Below are 17036 nucleotides of genomic sequence, written 5' to 3' on the forward strand. Positions count from 1 at the left end.
CCAGTACCCCTGATCATCCGAGGCGGGGGCGGGCTGACGGACCGGGCGGGCCGGCCGAGGTCCCGCCATCCTCGGGTTCTCCCGAACCGCACCCATGCGGGCGCACCGCCCCCTACCGTCGTCGACGTGCCCGAGTTCGCCGCCCCGGACCTCTCCGCTCCGGACGTCCTCCTGCCGGACCCCGTCCCGCACCCGGCCGCGCCCGACGCCTCGGGCCCCGACGCACCGGATCATCCCGACGCCGCGGGCCGGGGGATGCTGACCGGCGAGCTGGTGCCGGGCGCGCCGGTGCTGGCCGCACCGACCGTCGACTCCGACCTCGACGGCCTCGCGGACACCACGGTCGCCGAGGTCTCCGACGAGCTGGTCCTCGCCACCGACCTCGACCACGACGGCCGGGCCGACGCGGTCACGAGGATCGGTCCCGACGCGGTCCTCACCGCCCGGGCGGACGACCCCGGACCGCCCACCGAACACCCCTGGGGTGCCCCGCCCCCTCCGGCGCCGTCGGTGGATCCGCACACCGGCGAGTGGATGCGGGGATAGCGCCCGGGTCGACCTGGGTGAACCCGGGCGAGCGGAGCGACGGGGTGGGTGAACCGGCGCGAGCCGGTCGGACCCCTCGGGTACGGTCCGGCCGTGCCGATCACGAGCGGCCGCAGCGCCGGCCCCGCCGTCGGTCGTGAGGTGGACGCCGACTTCCTGGCCCTGCCGTTGCGCGAGGTCGCGGCCGCCGCGCTGGACGTGGCCCGGGCCGGCGGCGCCGAGCACGCCGACGTGCGCGTGCAGCGGATCCGCAGCGCCGCGCTCGAGCTCCGGGACGCCCGCGTCGTCGCCTCCTCGGACACCGACGAGGTCGGGCTCGCCGTGCGGGTGCTGCACCGCGGGGTCTGGGGGTTCGCCGCGCACGTCGACCTCACCGCGTCGACCGCGGCCGCGACGGCCCGCCGCGCCCTCGACGTCGCCGCCACTCTCGCGCCCGTCGCCCGTGAGTCGGTCGCCCTCGCCGCCGAGCCCGTCCACGCCGACGCCGCGTGGGTCTCGCCGTACGACGTCGACCCGTTCGACGTCGACCCCGGCGAGCGGATCGGCCTGCTCACCGACCGGTCCGCCGCCCTGCTCGCCGCACCCGGCGTGGACCACGTGGAGGCGAGCTGCCTGCAGGTCAAGGAGCAGACCTTCTACGCCGACCTCGCGGGCACCGTCACCACCCAGCAACGGGTCCGCGTCGACCCGGGGATCAGCATCACGGCGGTCGACCGGGACGGCGGCGGCTTCGAGTCGCTGCGCACCGTCGCGCCGCCCGCCGGCCGCGGCTGGGAGTACCTCACGGGCACCGGGTGGGACTGGGACGCCGAGCTCGCCGAGCTCCCGGACCTGCTGACGGAGAAGCTCGCGGCGCCCACCGTGACCGCGGGGCCGACCGACCTCGTGATCGACCCGACGAACCTGTGGCTGGTCATCCACGAGTCCATCGGCCACGCCACGGAGTACGACCGCGCGATCGGCTACGAGGCCGCCTACGCCGGCACCAGCTTCGCCACGCCCGACCAGCTGGGGACGCTGCGCTACGGCAGCGGGGTCCTGCAGGTCACCGGGGACCGGACCGAGCCGCACGGCCTGGCCAGCATCGCCTACGACGACGACGGCGTGGCCACCGCCGAGACCGGACCGTTCGACCTCATCCGCGACGGCGTGCTCGTCGGTTACCAGGTCGACCGGTCGTTCGCGCCGCGCCTGGGTCTCGCCCGGTCGAACGGCTGCGCCTACGCCGACTCCGCGGGCCACGTCCCGCTGCAGCGGATGGCGAACGTGTCGCTGCGTCCCGACCCGGCCGCGGACACGAGCACCGCGGAGCTGATCTCGCGGGTCCGGGACGGCATCTACGTGGTCGGCGACCGGTCCTGGTCGATCGACATGCAGCGCTACAACTTCCAGTTCACCGGTCAGCGCTTCTACCGGATCTCGGGTGGTGAGCTCGCGGGCCAGGTCCGCGACGTGGCCTACCAGGCGACGACGACCGACTTCTGGGGGGCGCTGGAGGCGGTCGGCGGCCCGTCGACCTGGCGGCTCGGGGGCGCGTTCACCTGCGGCAAGGCCCAGCCCGGTCAGGTCGCCCCGGTCAGCCACGGCTGCCCGTCGGCGCTGTTCCGCGGGATCAGCGTCCTGAACACGGCCAGCGAGGCGGGCCGGTGACGGCCCCGAGCCCGGCCGCGCTGGTCGAGCGGGCCCTCGACACCGTCGCCCGCATCCGCCCGGACGCGGGCGCCGCGGTGCTCGTCCGGGAAACGTCCGAGGCCGTACTGCGGTGGGCGAACTCCACGATGACCACCAACGGCGCCACCACCGACCGCACCGTCGGGCTCGTCCTGCTCGTGCCGCTGCCCGCGGGCGGCACCGGGGCGGGCGTGGTCCGGCTCTCCGCGCCCGACCGGCTGGTGCACGGCGGGGACGACCGCGCGGCCGCGGACGCCGAACTGGAGCACGGCGTGCGCGCGGCGGTGCTCGCCGCCGAGCGCTCCGGTCCGGCCCGCGACGCCGCGGAGCTGCCCCCGCCCACCGGCCCGGCGGACGCCGACTTCGGCGAGCCGGCCGGGGAGACGTCGGCCGGGGTCTTCCGCGGGCTGGCCGAGGCGCTGGGCGACTCCTTCGGCCGTGACCTCTCCGCCGGGTTCGCCGACCACCACGTGAGGACCACCTGGCTCGGGACCTCCGCCGGCGTGCGGCGACGCTGGGTGAGCCCCGGCGGCGCGGTGGAGGTCAACCTCAAGGATCCGACGACGGGATCCTCGGTGTGGGGCGGGCAGAGCTCCCGCGACTTCACCGACGTCGACCTGCCCGACCTGCTCGCCGGCCTGCGCGGCCGACTCGCGTGGGGCAGACGGAAGGTGGCGATCGAGCCGGGCCGCCACGAGACCGTTCTGCCGCCCTCGGCCGTGGCCGACTTCATGATCTACCTGGCGTGGTCGATGGGTGGGCGGCCCGCGCAGGAGGGGCGCAGCGCGCTCTCCCACGCGGGCGGCACGCGGGTCGGCGAGCAGCTGACCCCGCTGCCGCTGACCCTCACGGGCGACCCGGACGCCCCCGGCTTCCCGGGCCTGGCCTACGAGCCGGTGCTGGCCACGACCAGCTCGGGCGACGAGATGTCGGTCTTCGACAACGGCGCGGGGACGCGGCGGGTGGACTGGCTGCGCGAGGGCCGGGTGAACGAGCTGGCCTACCCCCGCGCGGCGGCGGCCGAGTTCGCCGACGACGGCGCCCGGTTCGCGCCGCCGTCGGAGAACCTGCTGCTCACGGGCGGGTCGGACGCCACCCTCGAGGACATGATCGCCTCGACGCGACGCGGGTTGCTGCTGACCTGCCTGTGGTACATGCGCGAGGTCGACCCCGAGACCATGCTGCTCACCGGGCTCTCCCGCGACGGCGTCTACCTCGTCGAGGACGGCGAGGTGACCGCCGAGGTGAACAACTTCCGGTTCAACGAGTCACCGCTCGACCTCGTGCGCCGTGCGACGGCGGCCGGCGCCACCGAGCGCACCCTGCCGCGGGAGTGGAAGGACTGGTTCACCCTCGCGGCGATGCCGCCGCTGCGCATCCCCGACTTCAACATGTCGTCGGTCTCGCAGGCGTCGTGACACGCGCCGCCCCCGACCACCACGACCCCCGCCGCTACCGGTCCGGGCGTCCGGCGGGTATGACCACGTCATGACCGACGCCCGCGAGCCGCACGGCAATCCGATCGGCACCGCCGTGCGTGGCGTCCTGGGGCTGATCGCAGGTGTGGTCCGGCTCGTGACCGGCCTGATCGCCCTCGTGCTGGTCCTGCACATCGTGCTGGTGATCCTGGGCGCGAACCCGCAGAACGGGGTCACCCAGCTGATCGCCGCGCTCGCCGACTCGCTGACCCTCGGCCTGCGGGACCTGTTCCTGCTCGGGAACCCGACGGTCCAGGTGATCGTCTCCTACGGCCTGCCCGCCCTCCTCTGGCTGGCGATCGGGGCCGTGATCGTCCGGGTCCTGCGCCTGTTCGGGCGCCCGCGTTCCGGTCTCGCGTAGGCGTGCCGCGCGTGCCCGGTCGAGCGCGGGTGACGCATCGGCGAGGGCGCACACTGGGGGCATGCCCCGACCGGTGATGCGCTATCCGGGCGCGCCCGGTTCCGTGGCGCAGGCCGCCTGGGAGGCGGAGGTCCCGCTGCGGGGCGACCCGAGCGCGCTCGCCGCGCTGGTCGGGGCGGGCGGGGTGTGCGTGCTCTCCGGCGCCGGCATCTCCACCGACTCCGGCATCCCGGACTACCGGGGGCCGTCGAGCGCCGCGCGCCGGCATGCCCCGATGACCTACGACGCGTTCATCTCCGACCCCGACGCCCGGCACCGCTACTGGGCGCGCAGCCACGTCGGGTGGCCGCAGATCGAGCGCGCCCGGCCGAACGAGGCCCACGGCGCCGTCGCCGCGCTGCAGCGCACGGGCCTCGTCACCGATGTGATCACCCAGAACGTCGACGGCCTGCACCAGGACGCGGGGGCCCGCGACGTCGTCGAACTGCACGGCGCGCTCGCCCGCGTCGTCTGCCTGGCGTGCACGGCGACGCACGAGCGGGCGGACATCCAGGACCGGCTCGCCGCCGTCAACCACGCGTTCGACGCCGAGGTGGCCGCGCTGCGCTCCACCCAGGTCAACCCGGACGGCGACGCCGAGCTCCCCACCGGCCTCGTCGACCGCTTCACCATGATCGACTGCCCGGCCTGCGGCGAGGGTCCCCTCAAGCCGGACGTGGTGTTCTTCGGGGAGTCCGTCCCCCGGTCGCGCGTCGCGCACTGCTTCGACCGGGTGGGCCGTTCGCGCGCACTGCTCGTCCTCGGCTCGTCGCTCGCGGTGATGTCCGGCCTGCGCTTCGCGCGTGCGGCGGCGCGGGCGGGGACCCCGGTCGCCATCGTCACCGCCGGCCCCAGCCGTGGAGACGACCTGGCCGCCCTGCGGCTGGTATCTCCCCTCGGTGAGGCCCTCCCCGGGCTGGTCAGGGCACTACGGGCCTGAATCGTTCAGCTTGATCGTGGAAGTGGTGCCTTCGACACCGCCGAGCGGTTCCGTCGGCAACATCTGTCGTTAACGTCGAAGTACTACGACGGGGTCCCGCGGTGTGGTCCACCTCCGCCACGCGTGCCCATCACCCCTGTGCCTCGCAGACGCGGCACGGCCCCGTCACACCAGGCGACCTCACGGTCGTCCCTCGGAGACCGGCGAGACGATCGGAGAGTGACACGACGCATGACGGCCGCACCGACCATCCCTGGGCTCGACACCCCGCCGCTGCAGCGCCAGGAGGTCCTGGACTGGGTAACTCAGGTCGCCGAGCTCACCACCCCGGACCGGGTGGTGTGGTGCGACGGGTCGCCCGAGGAGTGGGCGCGACTCACCGATGAACTCGTCGAGGCCGGGACGTACACCCGTCTCGACCCGGAGAAGAAGCCGAACTCGTTCCACGCCGCCTCCGACCCGGAGGACGTCGCCCGCGTCGAGGAGCGCACCTTCATCTGTTCGGTGGACCCGAAGGACGCCGGGGTCACCAACAACTGGATGGACCCGGCCGAGATGAAGGCCACCCTGTCCGGGCTGTTCCGCGGGGCCATGACCGGCCGGACGATGTACGTCATCCCGTTCTGCATGGGGCCCACGAACGCGGAGCACCCGAAGCTCGGCGTCGAGATCTCCGACAGCGCCTACGTCGTGACGTCGATGCACATCATGACCCGCATGGGGCCCGAGGTGTACGAGCGTCTCGAAGCCGCCGACTCCGAGTGGGTCCCCGCGCTCCACTCGGTCGGTGCGCCGCTGGAGCCGGGCCAGGCCGACGTCGCGTGGCCGTGCAACGAGACGAAGTACATCAGCCACTTCCCCGAGACCCGCGAGATCTGGAGCTTCGGCTCCGGGTACGGCGGCAACGCGCTGCTCGGCAAGAAGTGCTACGCGCTGCGCATCGCCTCGGTGATGGCGCGCGACGAGGGCTGGCTCGCCGAGCACATGCTGATCCTCAAGCTGATCAGCCCGGAGGAGAAGGCCTACTACGTCGCGGCGGCGTTCCCGTCGGCCTGCGGCAAGACCAACCTCGCGATGCTGCAGCCCACCATCCCGGGGTGGCGCGCCGAGACGGTCGGCGACGACATCGCGTGGATGCGGTTCGGGGACGACGGCCGGCTGTACGCGGTCAACCCCGAATTCGGGTTCTTCGGGGTGGCCCCGGGCACCAACTGGAACACCAACCCGAACGCCATGCGCACCATCGAGCACGGCAACGCCCTGTTCACCAACGTGGCGCTGACCGACGACGGCGACGTCTGGTGGGAGGGGCTGGAGGGCGACCCCGACCACCTCACCTCGTGGACGGGGGACGACTGGACGCCCGGCTCGGCCAAGCCGGCCGCGCACCCGAACTCGCGCTACACCGTCCCGATCTCGCAGTGCCCCGTCGTCGCGCGCGAGTGGGACGACCCGCAGGGCGTGCCGATCTCGGCGATCCTCTTCGGCGGCCGCCGCAAGACGACGATCCCCCTGGTCACGGAGTCCTTCGACTGGCAGCACGGCACCTTCATGGGCGCCACGATGTCCAGCGAGATGACGGCCGCGGCCAAGGGCGGCAAGGGCCAGGTCCGTCGCGACCCGATGGCGATGCTGCCCTTCCTGGGCTACAACGTCGGCGACTACTTCCAGCACTGGGTGAACGTGGGCAAGAGCGCCGACTCCACCAAGCTGCCGAAGATCTTCTACGTCAACTGGTTCCGGCGCGGCGAGGACAACCGCTTCCTCTGGCCCGGGTTCGGGGAGAACAGCCGCGTCCTCAAGTGGGTCATCGAGCGCCTCGAGGGCAAGGCCGCGGCCACCGAGACGCCCATCGGCCACGTCCCGAGCGCCGACCAGATCGACACCGACGGGCTCTCCGAGCCGCCCGAGGACATCGAGGCGTCGCTGCGGTTCGACCGCGCGGAGTGGCTCGAGGAGCTGCCCCTCGTCGAGGAGTGGTTCGACAAGATCGGCGAGGGTCTCCCCACGTCGATGCGCGACGAGCTCGAGGCCCTCAAGCAGCGCCTGGGCGCCTGAGCGTCTCTCGCCCGTACACCCCGAACGGCTCGTTCGTCACCTTCTTCGGTGACGAACGAGCCGTTCGTCGTCTGCGTGAGGATCACGACGGCGGGTCGGGCACGATGGTGGGCGTGCTGGACTTCCTGCGCGGGATCGGTGAGAGCGTCGGCGGCTGGCTGTACGTGATCGCCGGGGGACTGGCCTTCGCCGAAGCCGCGATCATGGTCGGCGTCGTGCTGCCGGGCGAGACGGCACTGCTCGTCGCCGGGTTCGCCGCGCACGAGGGCATCATCTCGCTCGTCCCGATGATCATCGTGGCGATCGTGTGCGCCATCGCGGGCGACTCCGTCGGCTACGAGGTCGGGCGGGCCATCGGTCCGCGCCTGCAGAGCTCGCGCCTCGGCCGATTCGTCGGCGAGAGCCGCTGGCAGGCGGGCGAGGAGTTCCTCAACCGCCACGGCGGGAAGTCCGTCCTGCTCGGGCGGGGCACGGCACTGCTCCGGGCGCTCGTGCCCGGGCTCGCCGGCATGGCCCGCATGCCCTACCTGCGCACGTTCCTCCCGTGGAACGCCGTCGGCGGAATCCTCTGGGGCAGCGCCTGCGTCCTGCTGGGGTACATCTTCGCGGCGAGCCTCCACCAGGTAGCGCAGTACCTGGCGTGGGGACCGCTGCCGGTCGTCATCCTGGTCGCCGCGGTCGTCGTCGTGCGCGAGGTGCGGCGTCGCCGGCGAGACCGGGCCGTGCCGAGCAGCCCGGAGCCCACCGAGGACGCTACGGGGCGGTAAGGCGACCTGGTGTGACTGCGCACGGAGACTTAACATCCGCGCGTCCACGTCAGCCAGTGAAGGACCGCCGCCGATGTCGTCCCCCAGCGCCGCACCCCCACCCGACCCGACCACGACGAGCGCCGCGGATCCCGCGCCCGCCGCGCCCGCGTTCCGCTTCCGGGCCTGGAACCTGCTGCTGCTCGTCCCGTTGATCAGCCTCATCACGCCGCTGTTCAACCTGACCGAGCCCCACCTCGGCGGCCTGCCGTTCTTCTACTGGTTCCAGATGGCGGTCATCCCGCTCGGAATCCTCTGCACGCTCGGCGTCCACCTGCTCACGCGCCGCTCCGACGAGGAGGGTGACCGATGACCGGTGCACAGGTCGTCCAGCTGATCGTGTTCGCGCTGCTCTTCCTCGCGGTGGCGGTCATGGGCTTCATGGCCAGCCGCTGGCGCCGCGCCGGCGACATGGGGCACCTCGACGAGTGGGGGCTCGGCGGGCGGAAGTTCGGCTCGTGGGTCACGTGGTTCCTGCTCGGCGGCGACCTCTACACCGCGTACACCTTCGTCGCGATCCCGGCGCTGCTGTTCTCGTCGGGCGCGCTCGGCTTCTACGCGGTGCCCTACACGATCATCGCGTTCCCGCTGGTCCTGCTGCCGCTGCTGCGCCTGTGGTCGGTCTCGCGGGTGCACGGCTACGTGACCCCGGCCGACTTCGTGCGCGGACGCTACGACTCGCCGCTGCTGGCGCTGGCGATCGCGATCACCGGGATCGTCGCGACGATGCCCTACATCGCCCTGCAGCTCGCGGGGCTCGAGGCGGTGCTGCGCACCATCGGGCTCAACGGCTCCGGGTTCTGGGGCCACGCGCCGCTGTTCGTGGCGTTCGTGGTGCTCGCGGCCTACACCTACCAGTCGGGGCTGCGCGCCCCCGCGCTGATCGCGGTCGTCAAGGACGTCCTGATCTACGTCGTGATCATCGTGGCGATCATCTATCTGCCCGCCAAGCTCGGCGGCTGGGGCGCGATCTTCGACGCCGGCCAGGCGAAGCTCGCCAAGCCGTCGCCGACCACCGGCCAGCCCACCGGCTCGACGCTGCTCACGGCCAACAACCAGCTCCAGTACGCCACGCTCGCGCTGGGCTCGGCCCTCGCGCTGTTCCTCTACCCGCACTCGGTCACCGGGGTGCTCTCGAGCTCGAGCCGGGCGACGATCCGGCGGAACATGACCGCGCTGCCCGCCTACTCGTTCCTGCTGGCCCTGCTCGCGCTGCTGGGCTACGTGGCGATCGCGGCGAAGACGCAGCCGATCGTCAACGGCTCGACCGGCAAGCCGGACTCGAACACGATCGTCCCGGCGCTGTTCGCCGGCCAGTTCCCGCCGTGGTTCGCCGGGGTCGCGTTCGCCGCGATCGGTATCGGAGCCCTCGTCCCGGCCGCGATCATGTCGATCGCCGCGGCGAACCTGTGGACCCGCAACATCTACAAGGAGTTCCTGCGCCGCGACGCCACGCCGCGCGACGAGGCCCGCCAGGCCAAGCTCGCGTCGCTGGTGGTCAAGGTGGGCGCGGTGCTGTTCATCGTCGGGGTCGACCCGCAGTTCTCGGTGGACCTCCAGCTCATCGGCGGCGTGATCATCCTGCAGACGCTGCCCTCGGTCGCGATCGCGCTCTACACCCGGTGGTTCCACCGCTGGGCGCTGCTCGCCGGCTGGGCGGTCGGCCTGATCTGGGGCATGATCATCCTGTACGGGATCCCGAATCCCGCAATCGGCGGCAAGGCGCACTTCGGCGGGTCCGCGCTCGCACTGGGCAAGCTGAGCCTCTTCGGCTGGCATCCGTTCACCGGGTCGATGGTCCAGATCTACGTCGGGGCGGTGGCCCTGGTCGCGAACCTCGTCGTCGCCGTCGTCGTGACCCTCGTGCTGCGCGGCACCCGCACCGCGGAGGGCATCGACCACACCCACGGCGCCGACTACCACGCGACGAAGGTCCCGGAATCCACCACACCGGACGTCGTCTCGTCGGTCTGAGAGTCCCGCGCCCTACGATCACCGCGATGACGCCACGCGGCCGGGGGGGACCGGCTCCTGATGAGCCGTTCCTCCCGGCCTACGGGCACGGAACGCTCGCCGAGGTGATGCCGTCGGCGGCGGCGGCGCTGGACGTCGACGGGTTCGCCGACACCGTCGGCGTCGCCCGTCACCGCGGCGACGTCACCGCGGCCGGGGTCCTGCTCGTCGACGGCCTGGGCGCCGAACTGCTGGCGGCGCACCCGCACGACGCCCCGGCGCTCAACGCGCTCGCGGCCGCCCCGGACTCCCGGCGGCTGACCTCCTGCTTCCCGTCGACGACCGCCGTGAGCATCACCTCCCTGGGCACCGGACTGTTCCCCGGCGAGCACGGCATCGAGGGCTACTCGATGGCCGTCCCGCCGCCCGCGGACCCGACGGCCGAGGCCGACCTGGTCCTGAACACCCTGCGGTGGTGCGCCCACGGCGCCGTCGACCCGGTGGACCTGCTCGCCGACCTCCCGCCGGAGGACGTCCAGCCCGCACCCACCGTGCTGCAACGGGCGCTGCGGGCCGGGGTCGCGGTGACCAGGGTGGCGCCGGAGGTGCAGCGCCGCTCCGGGCTGACCCGGGCCGCGCTGCGCGGGGGGCGGTTCCACGGGGTGTCGGCGCTCGGCGACCTCGCCGCCGAGTTCCTGCACGGACTCGCGGTGGAGCCGGAGGAGCGCGCGCTCTGCTACGGCTACCACGGCGACCTCGACATGATCGGCCATCAGCACGGCCCGGGCAGCCTGCCGTGGCGCATGCAGCTGCAGATCGTCGACCGGCTCGTCGCCGCGATCGCGGAGTGCCTGCGCCCGGGCGCGGTGCTGCTCGTCGTCGCCGACCACGGGATGGTCGCGACCGACCGCGGCTGGCAGGTCGACATCGACACCACCCCGAGCCTGCTGACCGGGGTGCGGAGGATCGCGGGCGAGACGCGCGTCCGGCACGTCTACGCGGCGCCGGGCGCGGTCGGCGACGTCCTCGACGCCTGGCGCGGTGAGCTGGGCGACCGGGCCTGGGTGATGGGACGCGAGGAGGCGATCGCGGCGGGCTGGTTCGGGCCGACCGTGACCGACGTGGCGCGCGGCCGGATCGGTGAGGTCGTCGCCGCGGCCCGCGAGAGCTGGACGCTGATGCGCTCGCGCATCGAGCCGCGGGAGACGGCGCTCGTCGGGCACCACGGGTCGTTGACCCCGGCCGAGCAGCTCGTGCCGCTGCTCGTGGCGCGCGGGTGACCGGTCACTGCGCCGACAGGACGGATCCTCTCCGGCCTGTCGCATCCGGCGTGATCGCGCCATACGCTGCTTTCACGACGCGGTCGCGATGCCGCGGGGAGGAGTGGGCATGAACCGGCACGAGCACGAGGGCCCGCTCACACCCGACGTCGACGGCGCGTACGACGGTCCGTCGCGGCTCGTCCGTCTCCGGTCCGCCGTCGCCCACCACCCGCTGCTGCTCGGCGGGCCGCTCATCGCGGTGGCGATCGTGGCCGGGTTCGCCGACGCCCGTGAGAGCAGCGTCGTGTCACTCGCCGCGGTCGTCGTCTTCATCGTCGTGCAGCTGTTCACGCTCGCCCACGACGACCGGCTGTGCCTGCGCTGCCTGGCCGAGAGCCCGGCCGACCCGGCGCGTGCGGTCGAGGGCCGGAGGCGCTGGCTGCGGCTCTTCCACTCCGCCACGACGGCGTCGGGGGTCGCGGTGCTCGTCGTCGCCGCCGCGATCGGGGTCACCGCAGGGCTGCTGATCCGGCCCGGCTGGGGCGACCTCGTCCTGGTCCTGCCGCTGGCCACGATGGCGCTGACGGTCATCCACCGCCGGATCGAGCCGTGGTGCCCCTACTGCGGGTGGGGGCGCGACGAGGACGGCGAGGACGTTCCGGAGCCCACACCGGACCCGGACGTCGCGGCCCCGTTGCACCGCTGAGCACGTTTCGCCCGGCCTCGGCCGACCTATCCTGCGGGCCATGAGCGAGCAGCCCGGTCCCGGCCCCGGCGACGAGGCCCCGGCCGACGTCGCGGAGCTCGCCGGGAGGGTCTTCGAGATGGCCCGGAACGGCGACGCCGCGAGCCTGGCCGCCTACGTCGACGCGGGTGTGCCGGCGAACCTCACGAACGACTCCGGGGACACCCTGGTCATGCTCGCGGCCTATCACGGGCACGCCGAGGTGGTCCGGGCGCTCGTCGCGCGCGGCGCCGACGTCAACCGCCTCAACGACCGCGGCCAGTCCCCCGTCGCCGGCGCGGTGTTCAAGGGTGAGGACGACGTGGTGCGCGCGCTCGTGGACGGCGGCGCCGACCCGGTGGCCGGCCACCCGACCGCCGTGGACACCGCCCGGATGTTCGGCCGTGAGGACCTCCTGACGGTGCTGTCGCCCTCGGAGAAGACCTAGGCGGACCGTGGAATCAGCGCCCGCCGGGACGACGTTGCACCCCGTATGGGCATCCCGATCTCGGTTCTCGATCTCTCCCCGATCCCGTCCGGCGCGCCCGCCTCGCAGGCCCTGCACGACACCGTGGAGCTCGCCCGCGTCGCCGAGGCGGCCGGCTACCGGCGGTTCTGGCTCGCCGAGCACCACAACATCGCGAGCGTGACGAGCTCGAGCCCCGAGGTGATGATCTCGGCCGTCGCGTCCGCCACGAGCACCATCCGGGTCGGCTCCGGCGGGATCATGCTGCCCAACCACAGCCCGCTGAAGGTCGCCGAGACGTTCCGCGCCCTGGCCGGGCTCTTCGGAGACCGCATCGACCTGGGCCTCGGCCGCGCCCCCGGCACCGACCCGCGCACCGCGATCGCGCTGCGCCGCTCCCACCAGGCGCTCACGGCTGACGACTTCCCGGACCAGTTCAGCGAGCTGCGCGGCTACATCGACGGCTTCGACGCCGAGCACCCGTTCCGCGGCATCGTCGCGCTCCCCGACGACGTGCCGCTGCCGCCGGTGTGGATCCTCGGCTCCAGCTACTACGGCGCGCAGGCCGCCGCCGCGTTCGGTACCGGGTTCGCCTACGCCGGCCACTTCGGCGGCGCCGACGCGGGCGAGGCCACCCGCCTCTACCGCCAGGGCTTCCGCCCGAGCGAGGGCTCCGGCGCCCAGGAACCGCACGTCATCCTCGGTGCGGCCGCGATCGCGCACCCCGACGAGGAACGCGCCCGGATGCTCGGCCGGGCCAACGCCCTGTCGATGGCGCGCCTGCGCACCGGCACCCCGGGGCCGCTGCCCAGCCCCGAGGAGGCCGCCGAGCACGACTGGAGCGCCGCCGAGGAGCACGTCGCGCAGGGCATGGCGTCGAAGGTGTCGGTCGGCACGCCCGAGCAGGTCGCCGAGGACCTGATGCGCAAGGCCCGTGAGGCCGATGCCGACGAACTGATGATCACGACGTCGATCCACGACCCGGCCGAGCGCATGCGGTCCGTGCAGCTGGTCGCCGAGGCCCTGGGGACGTCAGCGCTCGTGGGGGCCTGACCCCCGATGGAACGAACGACCCGTTCGTGGCCTCTATGTGCACGAACGAGTCGTTCGTTCCGGTGGACCGGCGGACCTACAGCGCCGCGATGATGTCCTGCACCCGCTCCTTCGCATCACCGAAGATCATCGAGGTGGCCTCCTTGAAGAACAGCGGGTTCTGCACCCCGGCGTAACCGACCGCCATCGAGCGCTTGAACACCACGACGTTCTCCGCCTCCCACACCCGCAGCACGGGCATGCCGGCGATGGGGCTGGACGGGTCCTCCTCGGCGGCCGGGTTCACGGTGTCGTTGGCCCCGATGACGAGGATCACCGAGGTGTCCGGCAGGTCGTCGTTGATCTCGTCCATCTCGAGGACGATGTCGTACGGGACCTTCGCCTCGGCGAGCAGCACGTTCATGTGCCCCGGGAGACGCCCGGCGACCGGGTGGATGCCGAAGCGCACGTCGATGCCCTTGTCCCGGAGCTTGCTCGTCAGCTCGGCCACCGGGTACTGCGCCTGCGCGACCGCCATGCCGTAGCCGGGGGTGATGACGACGGACGACGCCTGCCGCAGCATCTCCGCCACCTCCTCGGCCTGGACCTCGTGGTGCTCGCCGTCGACGTCCGCCGACGTGCCGGACTCCACCCCGAAGCCGCCGGCGATGACCGCGATGAACGACCGGTTCATCGCGGTGCACATGATGTAGGAGAGGTAGGCACCGGAGGACCCGACGAGGGCGCCGGTGACGATGAGCAGCGTGTTGTCGAGCAGGAAGCCCGACGCCGCGGCCGCCCACCCCGAGTAGCTGTTGAGCATCGAGACGACGACGGGCATGTCGCCGCCACCGATCGAGGCCACGAGGTGCCATCCGAGGGCGAGCGCCACCGCGGTGATCGCGATCATGACGCCGAGCCCCGGCGAGATCGTGAACGCCACCGTGAGCCCGACGAACGCGACCAGCGCGCCGAGGTTCAGCACGTTCTTGCCCGGCAGCGACAGCGGGCGGGACTTCATCCGCCCGGAGAGCTTGCCGAACGCGACGATCGACCCGGTGAAGGTCACCGCGCCGATGAACACGCCGACACCGACCTCGACCGAGTGGATGCCGAGCAGCTCCACCGGCACCTCGGTCTGCGTCGGGCCGACCGCCTCGACCTCCAGGTAGCCGTTCCACCCGACCAGCACCGCCGCCAGGCCGACGAAGCTGTGCAGCGCCGCGATCAGCTCCGGCATGCCGGTCATCTCGACGACGCGCGCCCGCCAGAGCCCGATCGACCCGCCGACGAGGAAGCCCACCAGCAGCAGCGCGATCGCCCCGGCCTCGAGCGACTGCGCCGCGAGCACCACGGTCGCCACCAGCGCGACGGCGATCCCGGCGATCCCGTACACGACCCCGGCCCGGGCCGTCTCGTGCTTCGAGAGCCCCGCGAGGCTCATCACCACGAGCAGCGCGGCGACGATGTAGGCGGCCGTGGCTGCGGTCTCCGGGTTCACTGCGCCGCCTTCGGGTCGGTGGTGAACATCGCGAGCATCCGGCGCGTGACCGCGAAGCCGCCGACGATGTTGATGCTGGCCAGCACGACCGCGATCCCCGCGAGGATCGAGACGACGAGGCTGTGCTTCCCGAACTGGAGCAACGCGCCGACGATCACGACGCCCGAGATGGCGTTGGTGACCGACATCAACGGCGTGTGCAGCGCGTGGTGGACCTTGCCGATCACGTAGTAACCGATCACCACGGCGAGCACGAACACCGTGAGGTTGACGGCGAGCTCGGCCGGGGCGAACGCGGTCGCCACGAACAGCAGGGCGAGACCGACCGCGATGGCGCCGTAGCGCCAGGCGGGTGACCGGGGCTCCTTGGGCTCCGGTGCCGGCTCCGGCTCCTTCGCCTCGGGTGCCGGGGCCGCCGACACCTCGACCGCCGGTGGCGGCCACATCACCTCGCCGTCGTGGGCGACGGTCATCCCGCGCTGCACGACGTCCTCGAGATCCAGGACGAGGTTCCCGTCCTTCTCCGGGGTCAGCAGCTTCATGAGGTTGACCAGGTTCTGGCCGTAGAGCTGGCTGGCCTGCGTGGGCAGCTTCGTCGCGAGGTCGGTGTCCCCGACGATCGTCACGCCGTTGTCGGTGACGACGACCTCGTCCGCCTTCGAGCCCTCGACGTTGCCGCCTGCGCCCGCGGCCATGTCGACGATGACGCTGCCGGGCTTCATCGCGGCGACATCGGACGCCGTGAGCAGCCGAGGAGCGTCGCGGCCGGGGATGAGCGCCGTCGTGATGACGATGTCCACGTCCCCGGCCTGCTCGGTGTAGATCTCGGCGGCGCGGCGGTCGTAGTCCTCGGAGGTCGCCTTCGCGTACCCGTCGCTGGACTTCTCGGCCTCCTCGCCCTCGACCTCCACCGCGAGGAACTCGCCGCCGAGCGAGCTGACCTGCTCGGCGACCTCCGGGCGGGGGTCGGTGGCGCGGACGACCGCGCCGAGCGACGAGGCCGCGCCGATCGCCGCGAGCCCGGCCACCCCGGCGCCGGCGACGAGCACCTTCGCCGGCGGGACCTTGCCCGCCGCGGTCACCTGGCCGGTGAAGAACCGGTCGAAGTGGTGCGCGGCCTCGATGACGGCGCGGTAGCCCGCGATGTTCGCCATCGAGCTGAGCACGTCGAGCGACTGCGCCCGCGAGATGCGGGGCACCGCGTCGGTGGCGAGCACCGTGATCCCCCGCGAGGCCAGGTCGGACAGGAGGTCCGGGTTCTGGCCGGGCGCGACCCGGCACACCAGGGTCGCGCCCTCGGTGAGGCGGGACAGCTCGTCGGGTCCCGGGGTGTTGATGGCGAGGACGACGTCGGCCGTCCACGGATCCCCGATCTCCGCCCCGGCCTCGGTGTAGGCGTGGTCGGTGAAGCTCGACCGTTCGCCCGCCCCGGCCTCGATGGTCACGTCCCAGCCGAGCTTCGTCAGCCCCGCCACCGAGGTGGGGGTCGCCGCCACCCGCGTCTCGCGGTCCCGGGACTCCCTGGGAACACCGATGCGCACCGTCGCGCCACCTCTCGTCAGGCCGTCCCGCTCGACCGGATGCTGGAAGCGCATGTCCGGCCAGGAGCGAAGGGTCTCTTACGGCTGCCGAATCCCGCCGCGGCCGTCCGGCGGAGGTTAGACCGCGCTCGACGACCGCGGTGTGATCCACGCCTCGTCCGTCCAGGCTGAACGATCGAGGTGACGCACGCCGCACGACCATGGGCCGCACCCGGATAACGAGACCCACGTCACACCCGCTCCGGGCGCGGACGGCCCTCACGGGTGCCGGAACCCCGCGCACACGGTGACTCGCCCAGGTGTAGCGCCCGTGTCACCTCCCGGAAACAGGCCGCACGGAGCGTGGGCGCCGTGTCCCTCCCCCTCGTCGGCGCGTCGACCGGCCCGGTCGCGACGCACTGCCCGTACTGCTCCCTGCAGTGCGCCATGACGGTGACGGCACGCCCCGAGACCGCGGGCGGCGGCTTCGCGATCGAGGGCGCGAACTTCCCGACGAACCGCGGCGGGCTCTGCGAGAAGGGGCTCAGCTCGGCGGAACTGCTCAACCATCCCGACCGGCTCACGACGCCACTCGTGCGCGACGCCCGCAACGAACCGTTCCGGGAGGCCACCTGGGACGAGGCACTCGACCGCATCGTCGCCGGGTTCACCGTCGCCC

The 17036-nt window shown here is 72.8% G+C and carries 15 protein-coding genes and 1 pseudogene; 14 read left to right on the forward strand and 2 right to left on the reverse strand.

Features of this window, described 5'->3' with window-relative positions:
• Positions 1-126 precede the first annotated feature (126 nt).
• The 13 genes from VGI02_RS25960 to VGI02_RS26020 all read left to right on the forward strand — a co-directional run bounded on the left by VGI02_RS25960 (position 127) and on the right by VGI02_RS26020 (position 13357).
• On the forward strand, positions 127-546 hold the full coding sequence (locus VGI02_RS25960; protein WP_331632415.1) for a DUF6802 family protein: 420 nt from the start codon (positions 127-129) through the stop codon (positions 544-546).
• Between the two features lie 93 nt (positions 547-639).
• Positions 640-2196, forward strand: coding sequence for a TldD/PmbA family protein (locus tag VGI02_RS25965; protein ID WP_331632417.1), 1557 nt, complete (start codon positions 640-642; stop codon positions 2194-2196).
• A complete protein-coding gene (locus VGI02_RS25970; RefSeq protein ID WP_331632419.1) occupies positions 2193-3635 on the forward strand; it encodes a metallopeptidase TldD-related protein in 1443 nt (480 codons plus the stop codon). Before VGI02_RS25965 ends, VGI02_RS25970 begins: the two co-directional genes overlap by 4 nt.
• 70 nt (positions 3636-3705) lie before the next feature.
• Positions 3706-4056, forward strand: a complete 351-nt coding sequence (locus VGI02_RS25975; RefSeq protein ID WP_331632421.1) for a hypothetical protein — start codon at positions 3706-3708, stop codon at positions 4054-4056.
• A gap of 61 nt (positions 4057-4117) precedes the next feature.
• On the forward strand, positions 4118-5035 hold the full coding sequence (locus tag VGI02_RS25980) for an NAD-dependent protein deacetylase (RefSeq protein WP_331632423.1): 918 nt from the start codon (positions 4118-4120) through the stop codon (positions 5033-5035).
• A gap of 231 nt (positions 5036-5266) precedes the next feature.
• Positions 5267-7093 (forward strand): phosphoenolpyruvate carboxykinase (GTP), encoded by a 1827-nt coding sequence (locus VGI02_RS25985; protein WP_331632425.1) that lies wholly within the window; start codon positions 5267-5269, stop codon positions 7091-7093.
• A 113-nt stretch (positions 7094-7206) separates the two neighbouring features.
• Positions 7207-7860 (forward strand): DedA family protein, encoded by a 654-nt coding sequence (locus VGI02_RS25990; RefSeq protein ID WP_331632427.1) that lies wholly within the window; start codon positions 7207-7209, stop codon positions 7858-7860.
• Between the two features lie 73 nt (positions 7861-7933).
• Complete coding sequence (locus VGI02_RS25995) at positions 7934-8212, forward strand: DUF3311 domain-containing protein (protein WP_331632429.1); 279 nt, start codon at positions 7934-7936, stop codon at positions 8210-8212.
• A complete protein-coding gene (gene mctP / locus VGI02_RS26000) occupies positions 8209-9873 on the forward strand; it encodes a monocarboxylate uptake permease MctP (RefSeq protein ID WP_331632431.1) in 1665 nt (554 codons plus the stop codon). Before VGI02_RS25995 ends, mctP begins: the two co-directional genes overlap by 4 nt.
• A 26-nt stretch (positions 9874-9899) precedes the next feature.
• A complete protein-coding gene (locus tag VGI02_RS26005; RefSeq protein WP_331632433.1) occupies positions 9900-11132 on the forward strand; it encodes an alkaline phosphatase family protein in 1233 nt (410 codons plus the stop codon).
• A 109-nt stretch (positions 11133-11241) separates the two neighbouring features.
• Positions 11242-11820 carry a hypothetical protein gene (locus VGI02_RS26010; RefSeq protein WP_331632435.1) on the forward strand — a complete coding sequence of 193 codons (579 nt, stop codon included), beginning with the start codon at positions 11242-11244 and terminating at the stop codon, positions 11818-11820.
• Between the two features lie 40 nt (positions 11821-11860).
• Positions 11861-12286 carry an ankyrin repeat domain-containing protein gene (locus VGI02_RS26015; RefSeq protein WP_331632438.1) on the forward strand — a complete coding sequence of 142 codons (426 nt, stop codon included), beginning with the start codon at positions 11861-11863 and terminating at the stop codon, positions 12284-12286.
• Positions 12287-12331: 45 nt separating this feature from the next.
• The gene (locus tag VGI02_RS26020; RefSeq protein WP_331632440.1) at positions 12332-13357 is read left to right on the forward strand and encodes an LLM class flavin-dependent oxidoreductase; all 1026 of its coding nucleotides are present in this window, start codon (positions 12332-12334) and stop codon (positions 13355-13357) included.
• A 76-nt stretch (positions 13358-13433) separates the two neighbouring features.
• On the opposite strand, the gene pntB is transcribed toward VGI02_RS26020, so the two are convergent.
• Both pntB and VGI02_RS26030 read right to left on the reverse strand, forming a co-directional pair.
• Entirely contained in the window at positions 13434-14837 is a 1404-nt protein-coding gene (gene pntB / locus VGI02_RS26025; protein WP_331632442.1) for a Re/Si-specific NAD(P)(+) transhydrogenase subunit beta, read from the reverse strand.
• Positions 14834-16432 (reverse strand): Re/Si-specific NAD(P)(+) transhydrogenase subunit alpha, encoded by a 1599-nt coding sequence (locus tag VGI02_RS26030; RefSeq protein WP_331632444.1) that lies wholly within the window; start codon positions 16430-16432, stop codon positions 14834-14836. The genes pntB and VGI02_RS26030 overlap by 4 nt, the downstream gene beginning before the upstream one ends.
• A 297-nt stretch (positions 16433-16729) precedes the next feature.
• Between VGI02_RS26030 and VGI02_RS26035 the strand changes: the two are divergent.
• Positions 16730-17036 (forward strand): annotated as a pseudogene (locus VGI02_RS26035) (nitrite reductase); the annotation flags it as partial.

It is taken from the genome of Actinomycetospora sp. (assembly GCF_036497245.1).
Classification (GTDB): domain Bacteria; phylum Actinomycetota; class Actinomycetes; order Mycobacteriales; family Pseudonocardiaceae; genus Actinomycetospora.

Bases quoted from the DNA above. Each gene is read 5' to 3' on its own strand.
- VGI02_RS25975 (WP_331632421.1), top strand. From the start codon at position 3,706: ATGACCGACGCCCGCGAGCCGCACGGCAATCCGATCGGCACCGCCGTG.
- VGI02_RS25980 (WP_331632423.1), top strand. From the start codon at position 4,118: ATGCCCCGACCGGTGATGCGCTATCCGGGCGCGCCCGGTTCCGTGGCG.
- VGI02_RS25985 (WP_331632425.1), top strand. From the start codon at position 5,267: ATGACGGCCGCACCGACCATCCCTGGGCTCGACACCCCGCCGCTGCAG.
- VGI02_RS25995 (WP_331632429.1), top strand. From the start codon at position 7,934: ATGTCGTCCCCCAGCGCCGCACCCCCACCCGACCCGACCACGACGAGC.
- mctP (WP_331632431.1), top strand. From the start codon at position 8,209: ATGACCGGTGCACAGGTCGTCCAGCTGATCGTGTTCGCGCTGCTCTTC.
- VGI02_RS26005 (WP_331632433.1), top strand. From the start codon at position 9,900: ATGACGCCACGCGGCCGGGGGGGACCGGCTCCTGATGAGCCGTTCCTC.
- VGI02_RS26010 (WP_331632435.1), top strand. From the start codon at position 11,242: ATGAACCGGCACGAGCACGAGGGCCCGCTCACACCCGACGTCGACGGC.
- VGI02_RS26015 (WP_331632438.1), top strand. From the start codon at position 11,861: ATGAGCGAGCAGCCCGGTCCCGGCCCCGGCGACGAGGCCCCGGCCGAC.
- VGI02_RS26020 (WP_331632440.1), top strand. From the start codon at position 12,332: ATGGGCATCCCGATCTCGGTTCTCGATCTCTCCCCGATCCCGTCCGGC.
- VGI02_RS26030 (WP_331632444.1), bottom strand. From the start codon at position 16,432: ATGCGCTTCCAGCATCCGGTCGAGCGGGACGGCCTGACGAGAGGTGGC.